Source organism: Pseudomonas kermanshahensis, assembly GCF_014269205.2.
GTDB lineage: Bacteria > Pseudomonadota > Gammaproteobacteria > Pseudomonadales > Pseudomonadaceae > Aquipseudomonas > Aquipseudomonas kermanshahensis.
On record NZ_JABWRY020000001.1, the window covers coordinates 260175 to 275958 of the forward strand.

At 62.2% G+C, this 15784-nt stretch carries 17 protein-coding genes and 1 rRNA gene; 15 read left to right on the forward strand and 3 right to left on the reverse strand.

Going from position 1 to position 15784, the window contains the following annotated elements:
* The first annotated feature begins 64 nt into the window (after nt 1-64).
* From rrf to HU764_RS01265, 4 genes are all read left to right on the forward strand, one after another.
* A 5S ribosomal RNA gene (rrf, locus tag HU764_RS01250) occupies nt 65-180 on the forward strand.
* A 163-nt stretch (nt 181-343) separates the two neighbouring features.
* Nucleotides 344-1003, forward strand: coding sequence for a paraquat-inducible protein A (locus tag HU764_RS01255; protein WP_186683232.1), 660 nt, complete (start codon nt 344-346; stop codon nt 1001-1003).
* Nucleotides 990-1613, forward strand: a complete 624-nt coding sequence (locus tag HU764_RS01260) for a paraquat-inducible protein A (RefSeq protein WP_027594581.1) — start codon at nt 990-992, stop codon at nt 1611-1613. The genes HU764_RS01255 and HU764_RS01260 overlap by 14 nt, the downstream gene beginning before the upstream one ends.
* A complete protein-coding gene (locus HU764_RS01265) occupies nt 1606-3906 on the forward strand; it encodes a PqiB family protein (protein WP_186704185.1) in 2301 nt (766 codons plus the stop codon). Before HU764_RS01260 ends, HU764_RS01265 begins: the two co-directional genes overlap by 8 nt.
* A gap of 196 nt (nt 3907-4102) precedes the next feature.
* Here HU764_RS01265 and rpsT read toward each other — a convergent pair whose 3' ends face one another.
* On the reverse strand, nt 4103-4381 hold the full coding sequence (gene rpsT / locus HU764_RS01270) for a 30S ribosomal protein S20 (RefSeq protein WP_003247625.1): 279 nt from the start codon (nt 4379-4381) through the stop codon (nt 4103-4105).
* A 249-nt stretch (nt 4382-4630) separates the two neighbouring features.
* On the opposite strand from rpsT, the gene murJ reads away from it, so the two are divergent.
* The 6 genes from murJ (at nt 4631) to ispH (ending at nt 11966) form a co-directional block, all read left to right on the forward strand.
* On the forward strand, nt 4631-6169 hold the full coding sequence (gene murJ / locus HU764_RS01275) for a murein biosynthesis integral membrane protein MurJ (RefSeq protein WP_186704184.1): 1539 nt from the start codon (nt 4631-4633) through the stop codon (nt 6167-6169).
* 118 nt (nt 6170-6287) lie between these two features.
* A complete protein-coding gene (gene ribF, locus HU764_RS01280) occupies nt 6288-7238 on the forward strand; it encodes a bifunctional riboflavin kinase/FAD synthetase (RefSeq protein WP_027594578.1) in 951 nt (316 codons plus the stop codon).
* Nucleotides 7235-10066 (forward strand): isoleucine--tRNA ligase, encoded by a 2832-nt coding sequence (gene ileS, locus HU764_RS01285; protein WP_186704183.1) that lies wholly within the window; start codon nt 7235-7237, stop codon nt 10064-10066. The genes ribF and ileS overlap by 4 nt, the downstream gene beginning before the upstream one ends.
* Nucleotides 10059-10574: a signal peptidase II gene (lspA, locus tag HU764_RS01290; RefSeq protein ID WP_027594576.1), complete on the forward strand. Its 516-nt coding sequence runs from the start codon at nt 10059-10061 to the stop codon at nt 10572-10574. The genes ileS and lspA overlap by 8 nt, the downstream gene beginning before the upstream one ends.
* The gene (gene fkpB / locus HU764_RS01295; RefSeq protein WP_085274283.1) at nt 10567-11004 is read left to right on the forward strand and encodes an FKBP-type peptidyl-prolyl cis-trans isomerase; all 438 of its coding nucleotides are present in this window, start codon (nt 10567-10569) and stop codon (nt 11002-11004) included. Before lspA ends, fkpB begins: the two co-directional genes overlap by 8 nt.
* A 14-nt stretch (nt 11005-11018) precedes the next feature.
* Nucleotides 11019-11966, forward strand: a complete 948-nt coding sequence (gene ispH / locus HU764_RS01300) for a 4-hydroxy-3-methylbut-2-enyl diphosphate reductase (RefSeq protein ID WP_186683238.1) — start codon at nt 11019-11021, stop codon at nt 11964-11966.
* On the opposite strand, the gene HU764_RS01305 is transcribed toward ispH, so the two are convergent.
* Nucleotides 11967-12449, reverse strand: coding sequence for a GspH/FimT family pseudopilin (locus HU764_RS01305; protein WP_186683239.1), 483 nt, complete (start codon nt 12447-12449; stop codon nt 11967-11969). It abuts the gene before it with no gap.
* 109 nt (nt 12450-12558) lie between these two features.
* On the opposite strand from HU764_RS01305, the gene HU764_RS01310 reads away from it, so the two are divergent.
* Genes HU764_RS01310 through thiO form a run of 5 tightly spaced genes read left to right on the forward strand, consistent with a single transcriptional unit; the run spans nt 12559 to nt 15414 of the window.
* A complete protein-coding gene (locus HU764_RS01310) occupies nt 12559-12765 on the forward strand; it encodes a type IV pilus modification PilV family protein (protein ID WP_186704182.1) in 207 nt (68 codons plus the stop codon).
* Nucleotides 12762-13409 carry a PilW family protein gene (locus HU764_RS01315; RefSeq protein WP_027594571.1) on the forward strand — a complete coding sequence of 216 codons (648 nt, stop codon included), beginning with the start codon at nt 12762-12764 and terminating at the stop codon, nt 13407-13409. The genes HU764_RS01310 and HU764_RS01315 overlap by 4 nt, the downstream gene beginning before the upstream one ends.
* Entirely contained in the window at nt 13406-13870 is a 465-nt protein-coding gene (locus HU764_RS01320; protein ID WP_186683243.1) for a hypothetical protein, read from the forward strand. The genes HU764_RS01315 and HU764_RS01320 overlap by 4 nt, the downstream gene beginning before the upstream one ends.
* A 1-nt stretch (nt 13871) precedes the next feature.
* Nucleotides 13872-14261 (forward strand): type IV pilin protein, encoded by a 390-nt coding sequence (locus HU764_RS01325; RefSeq protein WP_027594569.1) that lies wholly within the window; start codon nt 13872-13874, stop codon nt 14259-14261.
* Nucleotides 14262-14316: 55 nt separating this feature from the next.
* A complete protein-coding gene (thiO, locus tag HU764_RS01330; protein WP_186683246.1) occupies nt 14317-15414 on the forward strand; it encodes a glycine oxidase ThiO in 1098 nt (365 codons plus the stop codon).
* 130 nt (nt 15415-15544) lie between these two features.
* On the opposite strand, the gene HU764_RS01335 is transcribed toward thiO, so the two are convergent.
* Nucleotides 15545-15775: a PP0621 family protein gene (locus HU764_RS01335; protein WP_027594567.1), complete on the reverse strand. Its 231-nt coding sequence runs from the start codon at nt 15773-15775 to the stop codon at nt 15545-15547.
* Between the last annotated feature and the right edge of the window lie 9 nt (nt 15776-15784).

The following is a 15784-nucleotide window of genomic DNA, read 5'->3' on the forward strand; positions in this document are numbered from 1 at the left end:
AACCACAAAATCGCATATCCGAATTCGCTGGGCTGTCCATCTGGACATTCTGGCTACAGAATTTCTTGACGACCATAGAGCATTGGAACCACCTGATCCCATCCCGAACTCAGTAGTGAAACGATGCATCGCCGATGGTAGTGTGGGGTTTCCCCATGTGAGAGTAGGTCATCGTCAAGATTCATTTCGCAAAACCCCTATCTGCGCAAGCAGGTAGGGGTTTTGTCTTTTCCGGGCTTCAGCACCGACTGGCACCTGCAGTTGCACACCGGTCAATAGTCGCCTCCCACATTTTGAGCCAGATCACTAGAATAGAGCCCACGCATCCATTCAGAAGCTCGATATGCCCAACCCTGTCGAACCCGAAGCACTGGCCCAATTGCCGCTGGACGAACTCGTTGCTTGCCACGAATGCGACCTGTTGATGCGCAAGCCCGTGCTGCAGCATGACGAAAAGGCCCAGTGCCCGCGCTGCGGCTATGAGCTTTACGCCCACCGGCACAACGTGGTCAACCGTAGCCTAGCCCTCGTGCTCACCGCCCTCTTGCTGTTCGTGCCGGCCAATTTCCTGCCGATCATGCAGCTGCACCTGCTTGGCCAGACGTCCGACGATACGGTGTGGAGTGGCGTCTTAGGCCTCTACAACTCCGAAATGCGTGGCGTGGCCGTCGTGGTTTTCCTGTGCAGCATGGCCATTCCCCTGGCAAAACTGCTGTGCCAATTGGCGGTGCTGCTGAGCATTCGCCTGGATGTAGGACGCGGCTATGGCTTGTTGTGCTATCGCATCTATCACCATCTGCGCGACTGGGGCATGCTCGAGGTCTACTTTATGGGCGTGCTGGTTGCGATCGTCAAACTGGTGGACCTGGCCGAGTTGACCATCGGGTTGGGCCTATTCTGCTTCATCAGTTTGTTATTGATTCAGGTGTGGCTTGAAGTGGTGATGTCACCGCATCAGATCTGGAGTGCGCTTTCCGGGGAGGATCTCCATGCGGGCGATTGATGCAGGCATCCTTGTCTGCAATGAGTGTCACGAACTGAACAGGCAGGAGGCCGACAGCGCCTCGCAGGCATGCACGCGCTGTGGCGCCATCGTGCATGGCCGTCGGCCCAACAGCATCGTGCGTACCTGGGCGCTCTTGATTGCGGCTTCCATTCTGTACATCCCTGCCAATCTGTTGCCGATCATGACCGTCAGCACGCTCGGCCAGGGCAGCCCCGATACCATCATGTCGGGCGTCATTACCCTGCTCAAGCACGGTATGGTGCCCATTGCGGCGGTGGTCTTCATTGCCAGTATCCTGGTGCCCACCTTCAAGCTGGTGGGCATCGGCTTGCTGTTGTACTCCGTTCAACGCCGACAGCCGCTTTCTGCGCGCCAGCGGATCCTGATGTACCGCTTCATCGAATTCATCGGACGCTGGTCCATGCTCGATATTTTCGTCATCGCCATTCTGGTGGCGGTAGTGAATTTCGGCCGAATAGCCAGTGTCGAAGCCAACCTGGGTGCTGTCGCCTTTGCCACTGTGGTAATCCTGACGATGCTCGCTGCTTTAACTTTCGATCCCCGACTGATTTGGGATAACACGGAGTCGGATGACGACCATGAGTGACCTGCCTACGGCAAAAACCCGCCCAGCCTCGAACTGGTCGGCCATCTGGATTCTGCCGCTGATTGCGTTGATGATCGGCGGCTGGTTGGCATGGCAGGCGTATCGGGATGCGGGTGTAGAAATCGAAGTTCGTTTCACCACCGGTGAAGGGATCGTCGCCAACAAGACCGAAGTTATCTACAAGGGCATGCCGGTCGGTAAGGTGACGTCCCTGGTGCTGGACGCCAAGGGCGACAACCAAGGGGTGATCGCCACCATTGAGATGAACAAGGCGGCAGAACCACACCTGACAACCGGTACGCGCTTCTGGCTGGTCAAGCCAAGCGTCAGCCTGGCGGGTATTTCCGGCCTGGAAACCTTGGTCTCGGGTAACTACATCGCCGTAAGCCCTGGCGAAGGGGAGAAGGCCAAGCGCTTTACCGCCTTGTCCACGGCACCGCCCTTGTCCGACAGTGAGCCCGGCTTGCACCTGACGCTCAAGGCCGATCGATTGGGGTCGCTCAACCGCGACAGCCCGGTGTTCTACAAGCAGATCCAGGTCGGCCGGGTGAAGAGCTACCGGCTTTCCGATGATCAGGATACGGTCGAGGTCAAGGTATTCATCCAGCCCGCCTATGCCAGCCTGGTGCGCAAACACACGCGTTTCTGGAATGCCAGCGGCATCAGTATCGATGCCAGCCTGTCGGGCGTGAAGGTGCGCAGCGAGTCGCTCTCGAGCATCGTCGCCGGCGGTATTGCTTTCGCGACACCGGAATACCGCAAGGACAGCCCGCCAACCGACCCCAGTCTGCCGTTCCGCCTGTACGAAGACTTCGATGCTGCCCAGGCCGGTATCCGCATCAAGGTCAAGCTGAGTGACTACGAAGGCCTGCAGGCCGGTCGTACGCCGGTGATGTACAAAGGCATACAGGTCGGCTCGCTGAAAGCGCTGAAGATGGAGGATAACCTCGGCAGCGCCATGGCCGAGCTCACCCTCGACCCGCTGACCGAGGACTACCTGGTCGAAGGGACACAGTTCTGGGTAGTCAAGCCGTCCATCTCGCTGGCGGGCATCACAGGCCTGGAGGCCTTGGTGAAAGGTAACTACATTGCCATTCGCCCTGGCGAGAAGGGCGCCAAGCCGCTGCGTGAGTTCGAGGCTCGGCCCAAGGCGCCGCCGCTGGACCTCAAGGCACCGGGCCTGCACATGGTGCTGTTCGCCGATACCCTGGGTTCGTTGGAAGTCGGTAGCCCGGTGATGTATCGCCAGGTGAAAGTGGGTAGCGTGCAGAGCTACCAGTTCGCCCGCAACAGCAACCGCATCCTGATCGGTGTGCACATCGAGAAGGAGTACGAGAAGCTGGTCAACGGCTCGTCGCGCTTCTGGAATGTCAGTGGTATTACCCTGACCGGTGGGTTGTCGGGCATCAAGATCAAAAGTGAATCACTGCAAACGCTGATGGCGGGCGGTATCGCCTTCGATACGCCAAGGCCTGATGTGGCGCTCAAGCGTCATATTCCACGCTTCCGCCTGCATGACAGCGAGGAGGCGGTCAATCGTGCGGGTACCTTGATCACCATTCGTGTCGACCGTGCCGATGGCTTGAAGCCAGGCACGCCGATCCGCTTCCGTGGTCTAGACGTTGGCAGTATCGAAAGCGTCGACCTGACCGCAGACTTGCAGGCGGTGCTGTTGCGTGCACGCATTACTGAAGCGGCGGAGCGTATTGCCCGGGTCGGCACCCAGTTCTGGGTGGTCAAGCCTGCGCTGGGCCTGGTGCGCACTGAAAACCTCGACACCTTGATTGGTGGGCAATACCTGGAAGTGCAGCCGGCGGTCAAAGACAGAGGCACGCAGCGTGATTTCATTGCCCTGGCAGATGCCCCGGAGGTAGCTGGCCCTGAGGTCGGCTTGCCGTTGACGCTCAGTGCACCGCGGCGTGGTTCGATCAAGCCGGGTGTGCCGGTGACCTACCGTGAAGTTGCAGTTGGCAAGGTGACAGGCTTCGAGCTGGGCCAGAGCGCCGACCGCGTGCTGATCCATATCCTTATCGAGCCGCGCTATGCCGCATTGGTGCGCAGCGGCAGCCGCTTCTGGAACAGCAGTGGCTTTGGTTTCGATTGGGGGCTGTTGAAGGGCGCTACGGTGCGTACCGAGTCGCTGGAGACACTGATCGATGGCGGTATTGCCTTTGCCACCCCGGATGGCGAGCAGATGGGCAACCCGGCGCGGCCGCAACAAACCTTTGCCCTGTTCGACAAGGCAGAGGATCAATGGCTGCAGTGGGCGCCGAAGATCCAGATAGCCAAGTGATGCATGCCAGGGCCGCCTAATGCGGCCCTAGCTTTGTGTAGGAGCAGCCTTGTGCTGCGAAGAGGCCGGTGCAGGCACCCTTGATGTCAGGTGCTTAGACCGGCCTCTTCGCTGCTCCTACACACAGCCCATGCAATTAAAAATCGCAGGCAACAAAAAACCGACCCTAGGGTCGGTTTTTTGACAAGCATGTCGCTTAGGCAGCTGCAGCTTCTTTCAGCGCCTTGATGTGGCCATTCAGACGGCCTTTGTGGCGAGCAGCTTTGTTCTTGTGGATGATGCCTTTATCGGCCATGCGGTCGATTACAGGCACAGCCAGAACGTAAGCGGCTTGCGCTTTTTCAGCGTCTTTTGCGTCGATGGCTTTAACTACATTCTTGATGTAGGTGCGGACCATGGAACGCAGGCTGGCGTTGTGGCTGCGACGCTTCTCAGCCTGTTTTGCACGTTTCTTGGCGGAAGGTGTGTTGGCCACCGTCGAGCTCCTCGAAAGACTTTAGGTAAATAGCAAACAAAATAGGCCGCGAATCATGCCGATCAGTCGAACGGATGTCAAGGCCGCCTGCAAGGTTCCGCCGAGCGGTGCGCCAACAAGAGGGAAAGATTCCTTTCTGCTGCGCGACCTGTAAACTCGGGAATTTTTGGCTCCCCTGCGAAGGCGCGGGAGTATCGCACATTCGAACGCTGTCTGCAGCGTCCTCTGTCTCTGACGTGAATCTTTTCGATGAATCTGCTCAAATCCCTGGCCGCAGTCAGCTCAATCACCATGATTTCCAGGGTGTTGGGCTTTGTACGCGACACCATCCTGGCGCGTGTATTTGGTGCCGGCATCGCCACTGATGCCTTTTTCATCGCGTTCAAGCTGCCCAACCTGCTGCGGCGGATTTTTGCCGAGGGGGCGTTTTCGCAAGCGTTCGTGCCGATTCTGGCCGAATACAAGACCCAGCAGGGCGAGGAAGCGACCCGTACCTTTATTGCCTATGTCAGCGGCCTGCTGACCCTGGTCCTGGCCCTGGTCACGGCCGTTGGCATCCTCGCGGCGCCCTGGGTGGTGTGGGCGACAGCGCCTGGGTTCGTCGACAGCGCCGAAAAATATGCGCTCACCACCGACCTGTTGCGGGTGACCTTTCCTTATATATTGCTGATTTCGCTGTCGTCGCTGGCGGGGGCAATCCTCAACACCTGGAACCGATTCTCCGTCCCGGCGTTTACCCCGACCCTGCTGAACGTGGCGATGATCTTCTTCGCCGTGGTGCTCACGCCGTATTTCGACCCGCCAATCATGGCGTTGGCCTGGGGTGTACTGGCCGGCGGCTTGGCGCAACTGCTGTACCAGCTGCCGGCACTAAAGAAGATCGGCATGCTCGTACTGCCACGCCTGAACCTGCGCGACACCGGTGTATGGCGCGTGCTCAAGCAGATGCTGCCGGCGATCCTCGGCGTTTCGGTCAGCCAGATATCGCTGATCATCAACACCATCTTCGCCTCGTTCCTGGTGGCCGGCTCGGTGTCGTGGATGTATTACGCCGATCGCCTGATGGAGCTGCCGTCCGGCGTGCTCGGCGTGGCCCTGGGCACCATCCTGCTGCCGACGTTGGCCAAGACCTACGCCAACAAGGACCGCGAAGAATACTCGCGCATCCTCGACTGGGGCCTGCGCCTGTGCTTCTTGCTGGTGTTGCCTTGCACACTGGCCATGGCCATTCTCGCCGAGCCGCTGACTGTGGCGCTGTTCCAGTACGGCAAGTTCAGCGCGTTCGATGCGGCCATGACCCAGCGTGCGTTGATGGCCTATTCTGTGGGCCTGTTGGCGATCATCCTGGTCAAGGTACTGGCACCAGGCTTCTATGCGCAGCAGAATATCCGAACACCCGTGAAGATCGCGGTGTTCACGCTGGTCTGCACTCAGCTGTTGAACCTGGTTCTGGTCGGCCCGCTGGCGCATGCTGGCCTGGCCCTGGCGATCAGCCTAGGTGCCTGCCTCAATGCTGGCCTGCTGTTCTGGAAGCTGCGCAGCCAAGGGCTGTTCGAGCCGCAAGCGGGCTGGGTACGCTTCCTGTTCAAGCTGGTATTGGCAGTTACATTGATGTCGGCGGTATTGCTGGCGGGCATGCACGTCATGCCGGCCTGGGAGCAGGGCGGCATGCTCGAGCGCTTCGTGCGTCTCGGGGTGCTGATCCTGGCGGGCGTCGTGACGTATTTCGGCTGCCTGTACCTGTGCGGCTTCCGGCCACGGCATTTTGCCCGCAAGGCCCTGCACTGAGGCCTGGCGCACGTCAGGCGTCGGTTTTTCGCATTCCACGCCACCCCTGGGCGCTGCTGCCTGTCACCGGCGCCCGGGTGTGGTTATAATCGGCCACTTTATGAGCAAGAAGCGCGTTATGCAGCTGGTTCGAGGTCTTCACAACCTGCGCCCCGAGCACCGGGGCTGTGTCGCCACCATTGGCAACTTCGACGGGGTTCACCGCGGCCACCAGGCAATCCTGGCGCGTCTGCGCGAGCGCGGCCAAGCACTTGGCCTGCCGACCTGCGTGGTGATCTTCGAGCCACAGCCGCGCGAATACTTTGCCCCCGATACTGCCCCGGCGCGTCTGGCTCGGCTGCGCGACAAGGTCGAGCTGCTGGCCGCCGAAGGCATCGACCGCGTGCTGTGCCTGGCATTCAACCAGCGCCTGAGCAAGCTCAGCGCCGATGAGTTCGTCAAGGCCATCCTGGTCGACGGCCTGGGCGTGCGGCACCTCGAAGTGGGCGACGACTTCCGCTTTGGCTGCGACCGCGCAGGCGATTTTGCCTTCCTGGTCGAGGCCGGCGACAAGTACGGGTTCACCGTCGAAGCCGCCAACACGGTTATCCAAGATGGTTTGCGGGTCAGCAGCACCGAAGTGCGCAAGGCGTTGTCCGAAGGCGACTTCGAACTGGCCGAGCACCTGCTGGGCCGCCCGTACCGCATCACTGGCCGGGTCTTGCACGGCCAAAAACTCGCGCGCCAACTTGGCACGCCCACCGCCAACATCCAGCTCAAGCGCCGCCGCGTGCCGTTGTCCGGGGTTTACCTGGCCAGCATCGAAATCGACGGCAAGGCCTGGCCGGGTGTCGGCAATATCGGCGTGCGCCCCACCGTTGCCGGTGATGGGCGCCCGCACCTGGAGATTCATCTTCTGGATTATGCCGGCGACCTGTATGGCCGGCGTCTGACGGTGGAGTTCCACCACAAGCTGCGTGAAGAGCAGCGATTCGCCTCCCTTGAGGCGCTGAAGTCGGCGATCGACGCGGACATCGCCGCCGCACGTGCACATTGGCACGCTCAACCGCTAACGAAGAGCCTGAAATGACCGACTACAAAGCCACGCTAAACCTTCCGGACACCGCCTTCCCGATGAAGGCCGGCCTGCCTCAGCGCGAACCGCAGATTCTGCAGCGCTGGGACAGCATTGGCCTGTACCAGAAGCTGCGCGAAATTGGCAAGGATCGTCCGAAGTTCGTCCTGCACGACGGCCCGCCCTATGCCAACGGCAAGATCCACATCGGTCATGCGCTGAACAAGATCCTCAAGGACATGATCGTCCGTTCCAAGACCCTCGCGGGCTTTGACGCGCCCTACGTGCCGGGCTGGGACTGCCATGGCCTGCCGATCGAACACAAGGTCGAAGTCACCCACGGTAAGCACCTGTCCGCCGACCGCACCCGCGAGCTGTGCCGCGAGTACGCCGCCGAGCAGATCGAAGGGCAGAAGACCGAGTTCATCCGCCTGGGTGTGCTGGGCGACTGGGACAACCCTTACAAGACCATGAACTTCGCCAACGAGGCCGGTGAAATCCGTGCCCTGGCCGAGATGGTCAAGCAAGGTTTCGTGTTCAAGGGCCTCAAGCCTGTGAACTGGTGTTTCGATTGCGGTTCGGCACTGGCCGAAGCCGAAGTCGAATACGCCGACAAGAAGTCGCAGACCATCGACGTGGCCTTCCCGGTCGCCGACGCCGACAAGCTGGCCGCCGCCTTTGGCCTGGCCTCGCTGGCCAAGCCTGCCGCCATCGTGATCTGGACCACCACCCCGTGGACCATCCCTGCCAACCAGGCGCTGAACATCCACCCGGAGTTCAAGTACGCCCTGGTCGACACTGGCGAGCGCCTGCTGGTGCTGGCTGAAGAGCTGGTCGAGTCGTGCCTCAAGCGTTACAACCTGGAAGGCTCGGTGGTTGCGACCGCCCAAGGCTCGGCGCTGGAGCTGATCAACTTCCGCCACCCGTTCTACGACCGCCTGTCGCCACTCTACCTGGCTGACTACGTCGAGCTGGGCGCCGGTACTGGTGTGGTCCACTCCGCACCTGCCTACGGTGAAGACGACTTCGTCACCTGCAAGCGCTACGGCATGGTCAACGACGACATCCTCACGCCCGTGCAAAGCAACGGCGTGTATGTCGAGTCGCTGGAGTTCTTTGGCGGCCAGTTCATCTGGAAGGCCAACCCGGCCATCGTCGAGAAGCTGGGCGAAGTCGGCGCGCTGATGCACTCCGAAACCATCAGCCACAGCTACATGCACTGCTGGCGCCACAAAACCCCGCTGATCTACCGCGCCACCGCGCAGTGGTTCGTCGGCATGGACAAGCAGCCAACCACCGGCGAGCCGCTGCGTGAGCGCGCGCTCAAGGCCATCGAAGAAACCAAGTTCGTCCCGGCCTGGGGCCAGGCGCGCCTGCACTCGATGATCGCCAACCGCCCGGACTGGTGCATCTCGCGTCAGCGCAACTGGGGTGTGCCGATCCCGTTCTTCCTGCACAAGCAGACCGGCGAGCTGCACCCGCGTACCGTCGAGCTGATGGAAGCCGTGGCCAAGCGCGTCGAGCAAGAAGGCATTGAGGCCTGGTTCAAGCTGGACGCCGCCGAACTGCTCGGTGACGAAACCGGCCAGTACGACAAGATCACCGACACCCTGGACGTGTGGTTCGACTCCGGCACCACCCACTGGCACGTGCTGCGTGGCTCGCACGACATCGGCCACGCTACCGGCCCGGTCGCCGACCTGTACCTGGAAGGCTCGGACCAGCACCGCGGCTGGTTCCACTCGTCCTTGTTGACCGGTTGCGCCATCGACAACCACGCGCCGTACCGCGAGTTGCTGACCCACGGCTTCACCGTGGACGAGAACGGCCGCAAGATGTCCAAGTCGCTGGGCAACACCATCGAGCCGGAAAAGGTCAACAACACCCTGGGTGCCGACATCCTGCGCCTGTGGGTTTCGGCCACCGACTACTCCGGTGAGATGGCGGTTTCCGAGCAGATCCTGCAGCGTAGCGCCGACGCCTACCGCCGTATCCGCAACACCGCGCGCTTCCTGCTGTCCAACCTGTCGGGCTTCGACCCGTCCCGCGACCTGCTGGCCCCAGAGGACATGCTGGCCCTGGACCGTTGGGCCGTGGACCGCACGCTGCTGCTGCAGCGCGAGCTGGAAGAGCACTACAGCGAGTACCGCTTCTGGAACGTCTACTCGAAGATCCACAACTTCTGCGTGCAGGAGCTGGGTGGCTTCTACCTCGACATCATCAAGGACCGCCAGTACACCACCGGCGCCAACAGTGTCGCGCGCCGTTCGTGCCAGTCTGCGCTGTACCACATCAGCGAAGCGCTGGTGCGCTGGATCGCGCCGATCCTGGCCTTCACCGCCGACGAAATCTGGCAATACCTGCCGGGCGAGCGCAACGAGTCGGTGATGCTCAACGGCTGGTACCAGGGCCTGAGCGAGCTGCCGGAAGGCACCGAGCTGGACCGTGCCTACTGGGACCGCGTCATGGCGGTCAAGGCATCGGTCAACAAGGAGCTGGAAAACCAGCGTACCGCCAAGGTCATTGGTGGCAACCTGCAAGCCGAAGTTACCCTGTACGCCGAAGAAGGCCTGGCCGCCGACCTGAGCAAGCTGGGCGACGAGCTGCGCTTCGTGCTGATCACCTCGGCTGCCAGCGTGGTGCCGTTCGTGCAGGCACCGGCTGATGCCGTGGCGACCGAAGTCGAAGGCCTCAAGCTGAAAGTGGTCAAGTCTGGCCACGCCAAGTGCGGCCGCTGCTGGCACTTCCGCGCCGACGTTGGCAGCCACCCGGAGCACCCGGAAATCTGCAGCCGTTGCGTCGACAACCTGAGCGGTTCGGGCGAGGTGCGCCACTATGCCTAACCCTGTTGCGGGGCGCTTCGGGCGCCTTGCCTGGCTCTGGCTGAGCCTGGTGGTCCTGGTCCTTGACCAGGTCACCAAGGTTTATTTCGAAGGCAAGTTGAGCCTGTACCAGCAGATCGTGGTCATTCCTGACTACTTCAGCTGGACCTTGGCCTACAACACCGGCGCGGCGTTCAGCTTCCTCGCCGACAGCTCCGGCTGGCAGCGTTGGCTGTTCGCCCTGATCGCCCTGGTGGTCAGTGCGGTGCTGGTGGTCTGGCTCAAGCGCCTGGGGCGCAGCGAGACCTGGCTGGCCGTCGCCTTGGCATTGGTGCTGGGTGGTGCGCTGGGTAACCTGTATGACCGCATCGTGCTTGGCCACGTGGTCGACTTCATCCTGGTGCACTGGCAGAACCGCCATTATTTCCCGGCCTTCAACCTGGCCGACAGTGCCATCACCGTTGGTGCGGTGATGCTGGCGCTGGATATGTTCAAGAGCAAGAAGTCCGAGGAGCCTGTCCATGACTGACACCCGTATTGGCCAGAACACCGAAGTCACCTTGCACTTCGCCCTGCACCTTGAAAACGGCGACACGGTCGACAGCACGTTCGACAAGTCGCCCGCCATGTTCAAGGTCGGTGACGGTAACCTGCTGCCCGGTTTCGAAGCCGCGCTGTTCGGCTTCAAGGCCGGCGACAAGCGCACCGTCACCGTGGCCCCGGAGAACGCCTTCGGCCAACCGAACCCGCAGAATGTGCAAGTGATGCCGCGCTCGCAGTTCACCGACATGGAGTTGTCCGAAGGCCTGCTGGTGATCTTCAACGACGCCGCCAACGCCGAGCTGCCGGGCGTGGTCAAAGCCTTCGATGACGCGCAGGTGACCATCGACTTCAATCACCCACTGGCTGGCAAGACCCTGAGCTTCGAGGTGGAGATCCTCGATGTGAAGGCCTTGTAAGCCTGGAGCCGAGCATGCAAATCAAACTCGCCAACCCTCGCGGCTTTTGCGCGGGGGTCGACCGGGCGATCGAGATCGTCAACCGTGCCCTGGAAGTCTTCGGCCCGCCGATTTACGTACGCCACGAAGTGGTGCACAACAAGTTCGTGGTCGAAGACCTGCGCAACCGCGGTGCCATCTTCGTCGAAGAGCTGGAGCAGGTGCCTGACGACGTCATCGTCATCTTCAGCGCCCATGGCGTTTCCCAGGCCGTGCGCCAGGAAGCGGCCGGGCGTGGCCTGAAGGTGTTCGATGCCACGTGCCCCCTGGTCACCAAGGTGCACATCGAGGTGGCCAAGTACAGCCGCGACGGCCGTGAGTGCATTCTCATCGGCCACGCCGGGCACCCGGAAGTGGAAGGCACCATGGGGCAGTATGACGCCAGCAACGGCGGCGCCATCTACCTCGTCGAAGACGAGGAGGATGTTGCCAAGCTGCAGGTGCGCGACCCGGACCACCTGGCCTTCGTGACCCAGACCACGCTGTCGATGGATGACACCAGCCGTGTCATCGATGCCCTGCGTGCGCGCTTCCCGAACATCGGTGGCCCGCGCAAGGATGACATTTGCTACGCCACCCAGAACCGCCAGGATGCAGTCAAGCAACTGGCCGACGAATGTGACGTGGTCCTGGTGGTCGGCAGCCCGAACAGCTCCAACTCCAACCGCCTGCGTGAGCTGGCCGAGCGCATGGGCACCCCGGCCTACCTGATCGATGGTGCCGAGGACCTGCAGCGTGGCTGGTTTGGCGACGCCGCCCGCATCGGCATCACGGCGGGTGCTTCTGCCCCAGAGGTGCTGGTGCGTGGTGTGATCGAGCAGCTCAAGGCGTGGGGCGCTTCTGGCGCCGAAGAGCTCGATGGGCGTGAAGAGAACATCACGTTCTCGATGCCCAAAGAGCTGCGGGTTCGTTCGCTGATCTGATCAAGAGCGTGCGCACAGAGAGCCCCGCTCGGGCTCACCTGTGCGCACGCTGATTCTGCCGCTGGTCGACAGCACGACGTGATGCTGGCCGGTGGGGGAGGCGCGTTCGCAGATCTCCAGTGTTGAATTGCTACGCCCCAGCGGAACACCTACGGCACTGAACCTCACCTGCCCCGGGGTGTTGTGGGCAATTCTCAGCGGCCGCGACAAGCGGTGTTCACGCAGCACCTGCTGATTGTGTTCTAGCACCACACGCCAACCCTTACCCCAATCGCCTTCCATCGGCTGCACCCGCACTGTCTGGCCTTGCAGCAAGGCGTGGCTGCGCGCGCTGCGCAGTGCCTGCGCCAGGTCCCGCGCTGCGGCTGCGCTATGTAAGTCATCAGAAAGCCCGGTGTAGGCCGGCATCCCCAGCTGTGTCAGAACGGCCGCCATGGCCAGCGCCAACATCATTTGTATCAGTGTTGCGCCCTGTTGCCGCACCGTGCATTTCTCCCTGGACGTGCTTCGCTTCAGCTTCAACGTCGCAGGGCAATTGATCCAGTCGCCCAGTGAGTAAACAGCTGCAGGAAAAGTCGCAGGGGGCGCAGGGATGCGAACGATGGAAGGGGGCATGACGCTTCTCGAGGTACTGCTGGCCATGGTGGACGTGGCAGTGGGCCTGTTTGCCGCTGCTGCGCTGCAGGTGCGCGCACTGCAGGCAACCGACAGCGCACGGCACGACGCGCAGGCCGCCTTGTTGAAACACACGCAGCTAGAGCGGAGCAGGGCAGCAGACGCGCGGAAGGTGCAGCGGTGAAGCGCGCACAAGGCGGCTTTAGCCTGCTTGAAGGGGTGCTGGCGCTCGCCATCGGTTTGGGGCTGCTGGCGGCGGCTAGCCAGCTGTTCGTGTCTGCCCATCAAACCTGGCGGCTGCAAGGTGTGGCCGCACGCCTGCAGGATGATGCCCGGCTGGCGTTGCAGCGCATGGCCCAGGATATTCGCATGGCCGGCATGTTCGGTTGCCTGCGCTTGCAGCCCGGCGATTTCAACGACCCGGAAGCACTTCAGGCCTTCGCCCGACCGCTGCACGTGAGCCCCACTAGCTTGAGCCTGGTGGTCGCCGAGCTGCCAGGGCATAGCGGTGCTCCAGGTTGGACGCTGCTGACCAACTGCACCGACGAGGCCCACGTGTACAAGGGGCGAGCTGAAAGCAGCGGTCAGCTGTTGGCGTTCCCTATCAGCCGGCACGTGTATGCGCTGGAAGACGGTACGTTGAAGTTCCGGCGACGAGGTACACCGCAGCCACTGGTCGACCATGTGCGCGAGATGCGCGTGGCGTTCGTCGAAACACCACAAGGCGGGCGGGTAGATGTGCACCTGACCTTGTACGAGCCCACCTTGCGCATCGAACAGCAGCACGCGCTGAGTGTGGCGCTGCGTAACCCGGTGCCCGAACCGTGAAGCGCCAACGCGGCGTGGTGTTGCTGTTGGCGCTGGTGCTGAGCTTGCTCCTTGGCCTGATCGCGGCCTCGGCGCTGCGAGATGCGCTGGTTGAAACACGCATGGCCGGCTACTGGCGTGATGGGCTCAAGGCACTTGAGGAAGCCGAACAGACACTGCTGCTGGCTGTTGACCAGCTAATGCTGGTTACGCACCCGCTGTGCAAGCCCTGCCAGCCGCCACAACGCCCGCACGACTTGCAAGGCAGCTGGCAGGGCATCGAAAGCGGCTATTTTCAGGTGCAAAACCTTGGCACAAGCGACCGCGTCGCACATTTGCCCGAGGGCCAACAGGCCACCTTGTTCAGGGTGACTGCCGTCAGCCGACAGGCCGAGTCGCGCCATGTACTTGAAGCGGTGTATGCCCTGTCAGGTGATGAGGTGCGGCGCATCCTCTGGCGACAACGATTGAGGGAACCCTGACATGCAGCAAGGCCTGACCCTGATCGAATTGTTGATTGTCGTGGCCGTGACCGGCATTCTGGCAGCCATTGCCTACCCCAGTTACAGCGACCAGCTCCGGCGAGCCGCACGCAGCGAAGTGGTTGGCCTGCTGCATGACGCTGCCTTGCGCCTGGAGCGCCACCGCGTGCGCACGGGCCAATATGCCGAAGGCGAGCTGGCCTTGCCCACTGCCAACCGTCATTACAGCCTGCAGGCCCAACGCAGCAGCGATACCTTTACGCTGAGCGCAAGGCGGCTGCCGAATGGCCTGATGGCCGATGACCGCTGTGGTGATTTTCAGCTCGACCAAAGCGGCGTGCAGAGCAACCCGGGCAGCCTGGAAGGCCGCGAGCGATGCTGGGGAAGCTGAAGAATGAATGATGCCCGGCGCATCGCGGTTTTACTTCAGGTGTTTGGATCGACAGATGAGCAAGCAAGTAGTGGTGGTCGGCGGCGGGGTTATCGGCCTGCTGACGGCATTCAACCTGGCGGCGAGCGTCGGGCAGGTCGTGGTCTGCGATCAGGGGGAGGTCGGCCGCGAGTCGTCCTGGGCCGGCGGCGGTATCGTCTCGCCGCTGTACCCATGGCGCTACAGCCCGGCGGTAACCGCTTTGGCGCATTGGTCCCAGGATTTCTATCCACAACTGGGCGAGCACCTGTTCGCTACCACGGGCATTGATCCTCAGGTTCATACCACCGGGTTGTATTGGTTGGACCTGGATGATGAAGCCGAGGCATTGGCCTGGGCCGAGCGCGAGCGACGCCCGCTCAGTGCTGTGGATATCTCGGCGGCCTATGACGCCGTACCGGTGCTGGGCCCTGGCTTCAAGCGCGCCATCTACATGGCGGGTGTGGCCAACGTGCGTAATCCACGCTTGGTGAAGTCGCTCAAGGCGGCATTGCTGGCGCTACCGAACGTGAGCTTGCGTGAGCACTGCCAGGTGACAGGCTTCCGGCATGAGGGTGAGCGCGTTACCGGTGTGCAGACGGCGGACGGCGTGATCGATGCCGATGAAGTGGTACTGAGCGCAGGCGCCTGGAGCGGCGACCTGCTGCGCACGCTGGGCCTGGAACTGCCGGTAGAGCCGGTGAAGGGCCAGATGATCCTGTTCAAGTGTGCCGAGGACTTTTTGCCGAGCATGGTGCTGGCCAAGGGTCGCTACGCCATTCCGCGCCGTGACGGGCATATTCTGGTGGGCAGTACGCTGGAGCATGCTGGATACGACAAGACCCCGACCGAGCAGGCGCTGGAAAGCCTCAAGGCTTCGGCGGTCGAGTTGCTGCCGGAACTGGCAGAGGCCGCGGTGGTGGGGCATTGGGCAGGGCTGCGGCCGGGGTCGCCGGAAGGTATTCCGTATATCGGGCCGGTGCCTGGGCATGATGGGTTGTGGCTCAATTGCGGGCATTACCGCAATGGGCTGGTGCTGGCGCCCGCGTCTTGCCAGCTGTTCGTCGATTTGCTGACCGGGGCTGAGCCGATCATCGACCCGTCGCCGTATGCGCCGGTAGGGCGCTTGGGCTGAGAGTGCCGGGCCCGCGTTGCGGGCCTTTCGCCGGCAAGCCAGCTCCCACAGGTGCCGCGCTGGCCTTGAGCGCTGCGCAGTCCCTGTGGGAGCCGACTTGCCGGCGATGGTGGCCTATGGGGTTTGAGGCTTATCCCTGCCGCCCAGGCCCCTGCTCAAGGTGCGCCTGGCTGCAATACCACTCCTTGCCCAGCTGCAGCGCCCGGTCATTAGGCAGGTGCACGCCACAATGGGCGCAGCGCACCATCTTCAGCGGGTCGTCGAGTTTGGGCTCAGGGTGGGATTGCTGGCTGATCTTGAACTTGCGCCACAGCCAGAACGCGGCGGCGATCAGGGCGATCCAGAAAAGTAGGCGAACCATGGTGTCCAG

Excerpts from the sequence above, each read along its gene's own strand:
- HU764_RS01255 (WP_186683232.1), top strand. The coding sequence starts at position 344 with ATGCCCAACCCTGTCGAACCCGAAGCACTGGCCCAATTGCCGCTGGAC.
- HU764_RS01260 (WP_027594581.1), top strand. The coding sequence starts at position 990 with ATGCGGGCGATTGATGCAGGCATCCTTGTCTGCAATGAGTGTCACGAA.
- HU764_RS01265 (WP_186704185.1), top strand. The coding sequence starts at position 1,606 with ATGAGTGACCTGCCTACGGCAAAAACCCGCCCAGCCTCGAACTGGTCG.
- murJ (WP_186704184.1), top strand. The coding sequence starts at position 4,631 with ATGAATCTGCTCAAATCCCTGGCCGCAGTCAGCTCAATCACCATGATT.
- ribF (WP_027594578.1), top strand. The coding sequence starts at position 6,288 with ATGCAGCTGGTTCGAGGTCTTCACAACCTGCGCCCCGAGCACCGGGGC.
- ileS (WP_186704183.1), top strand. The coding sequence starts at position 7,235 with ATGACCGACTACAAAGCCACGCTAAACCTTCCGGACACCGCCTTCCCG.
- lspA (WP_027594576.1), top strand. The coding sequence starts at position 10,059 with ATGCCTAACCCTGTTGCGGGGCGCTTCGGGCGCCTTGCCTGGCTCTGG.
- fkpB (WP_085274283.1), top strand. The coding sequence starts at position 10,567 with ATGACTGACACCCGTATTGGCCAGAACACCGAAGTCACCTTGCACTTC.
- ispH (WP_186683238.1), top strand. The coding sequence starts at position 11,019 with ATGCAAATCAAACTCGCCAACCCTCGCGGCTTTTGCGCGGGGGTCGAC.
- HU764_RS01310 (WP_186704182.1), top strand. The coding sequence starts at position 12,559 with ATGCGAACGATGGAAGGGGGCATGACGCTTCTCGAGGTACTGCTGGCC.
- HU764_RS01325 (WP_027594569.1), top strand. The coding sequence starts at position 13,872 with ATGCAGCAAGGCCTGACCCTGATCGAATTGTTGATTGTCGTGGCCGTG.
- thiO (WP_186683246.1), top strand. The coding sequence starts at position 14,317 with ATGAGCAAGCAAGTAGTGGTGGTCGGCGGCGGGGTTATCGGCCTGCTG.
- HU764_RS01335 (WP_027594567.1), bottom strand. The coding sequence starts at position 15,775 with ATGGTTCGCCTACTTTTCTGGATCGCCCTGATCGCCGCCGCGTTCTGG.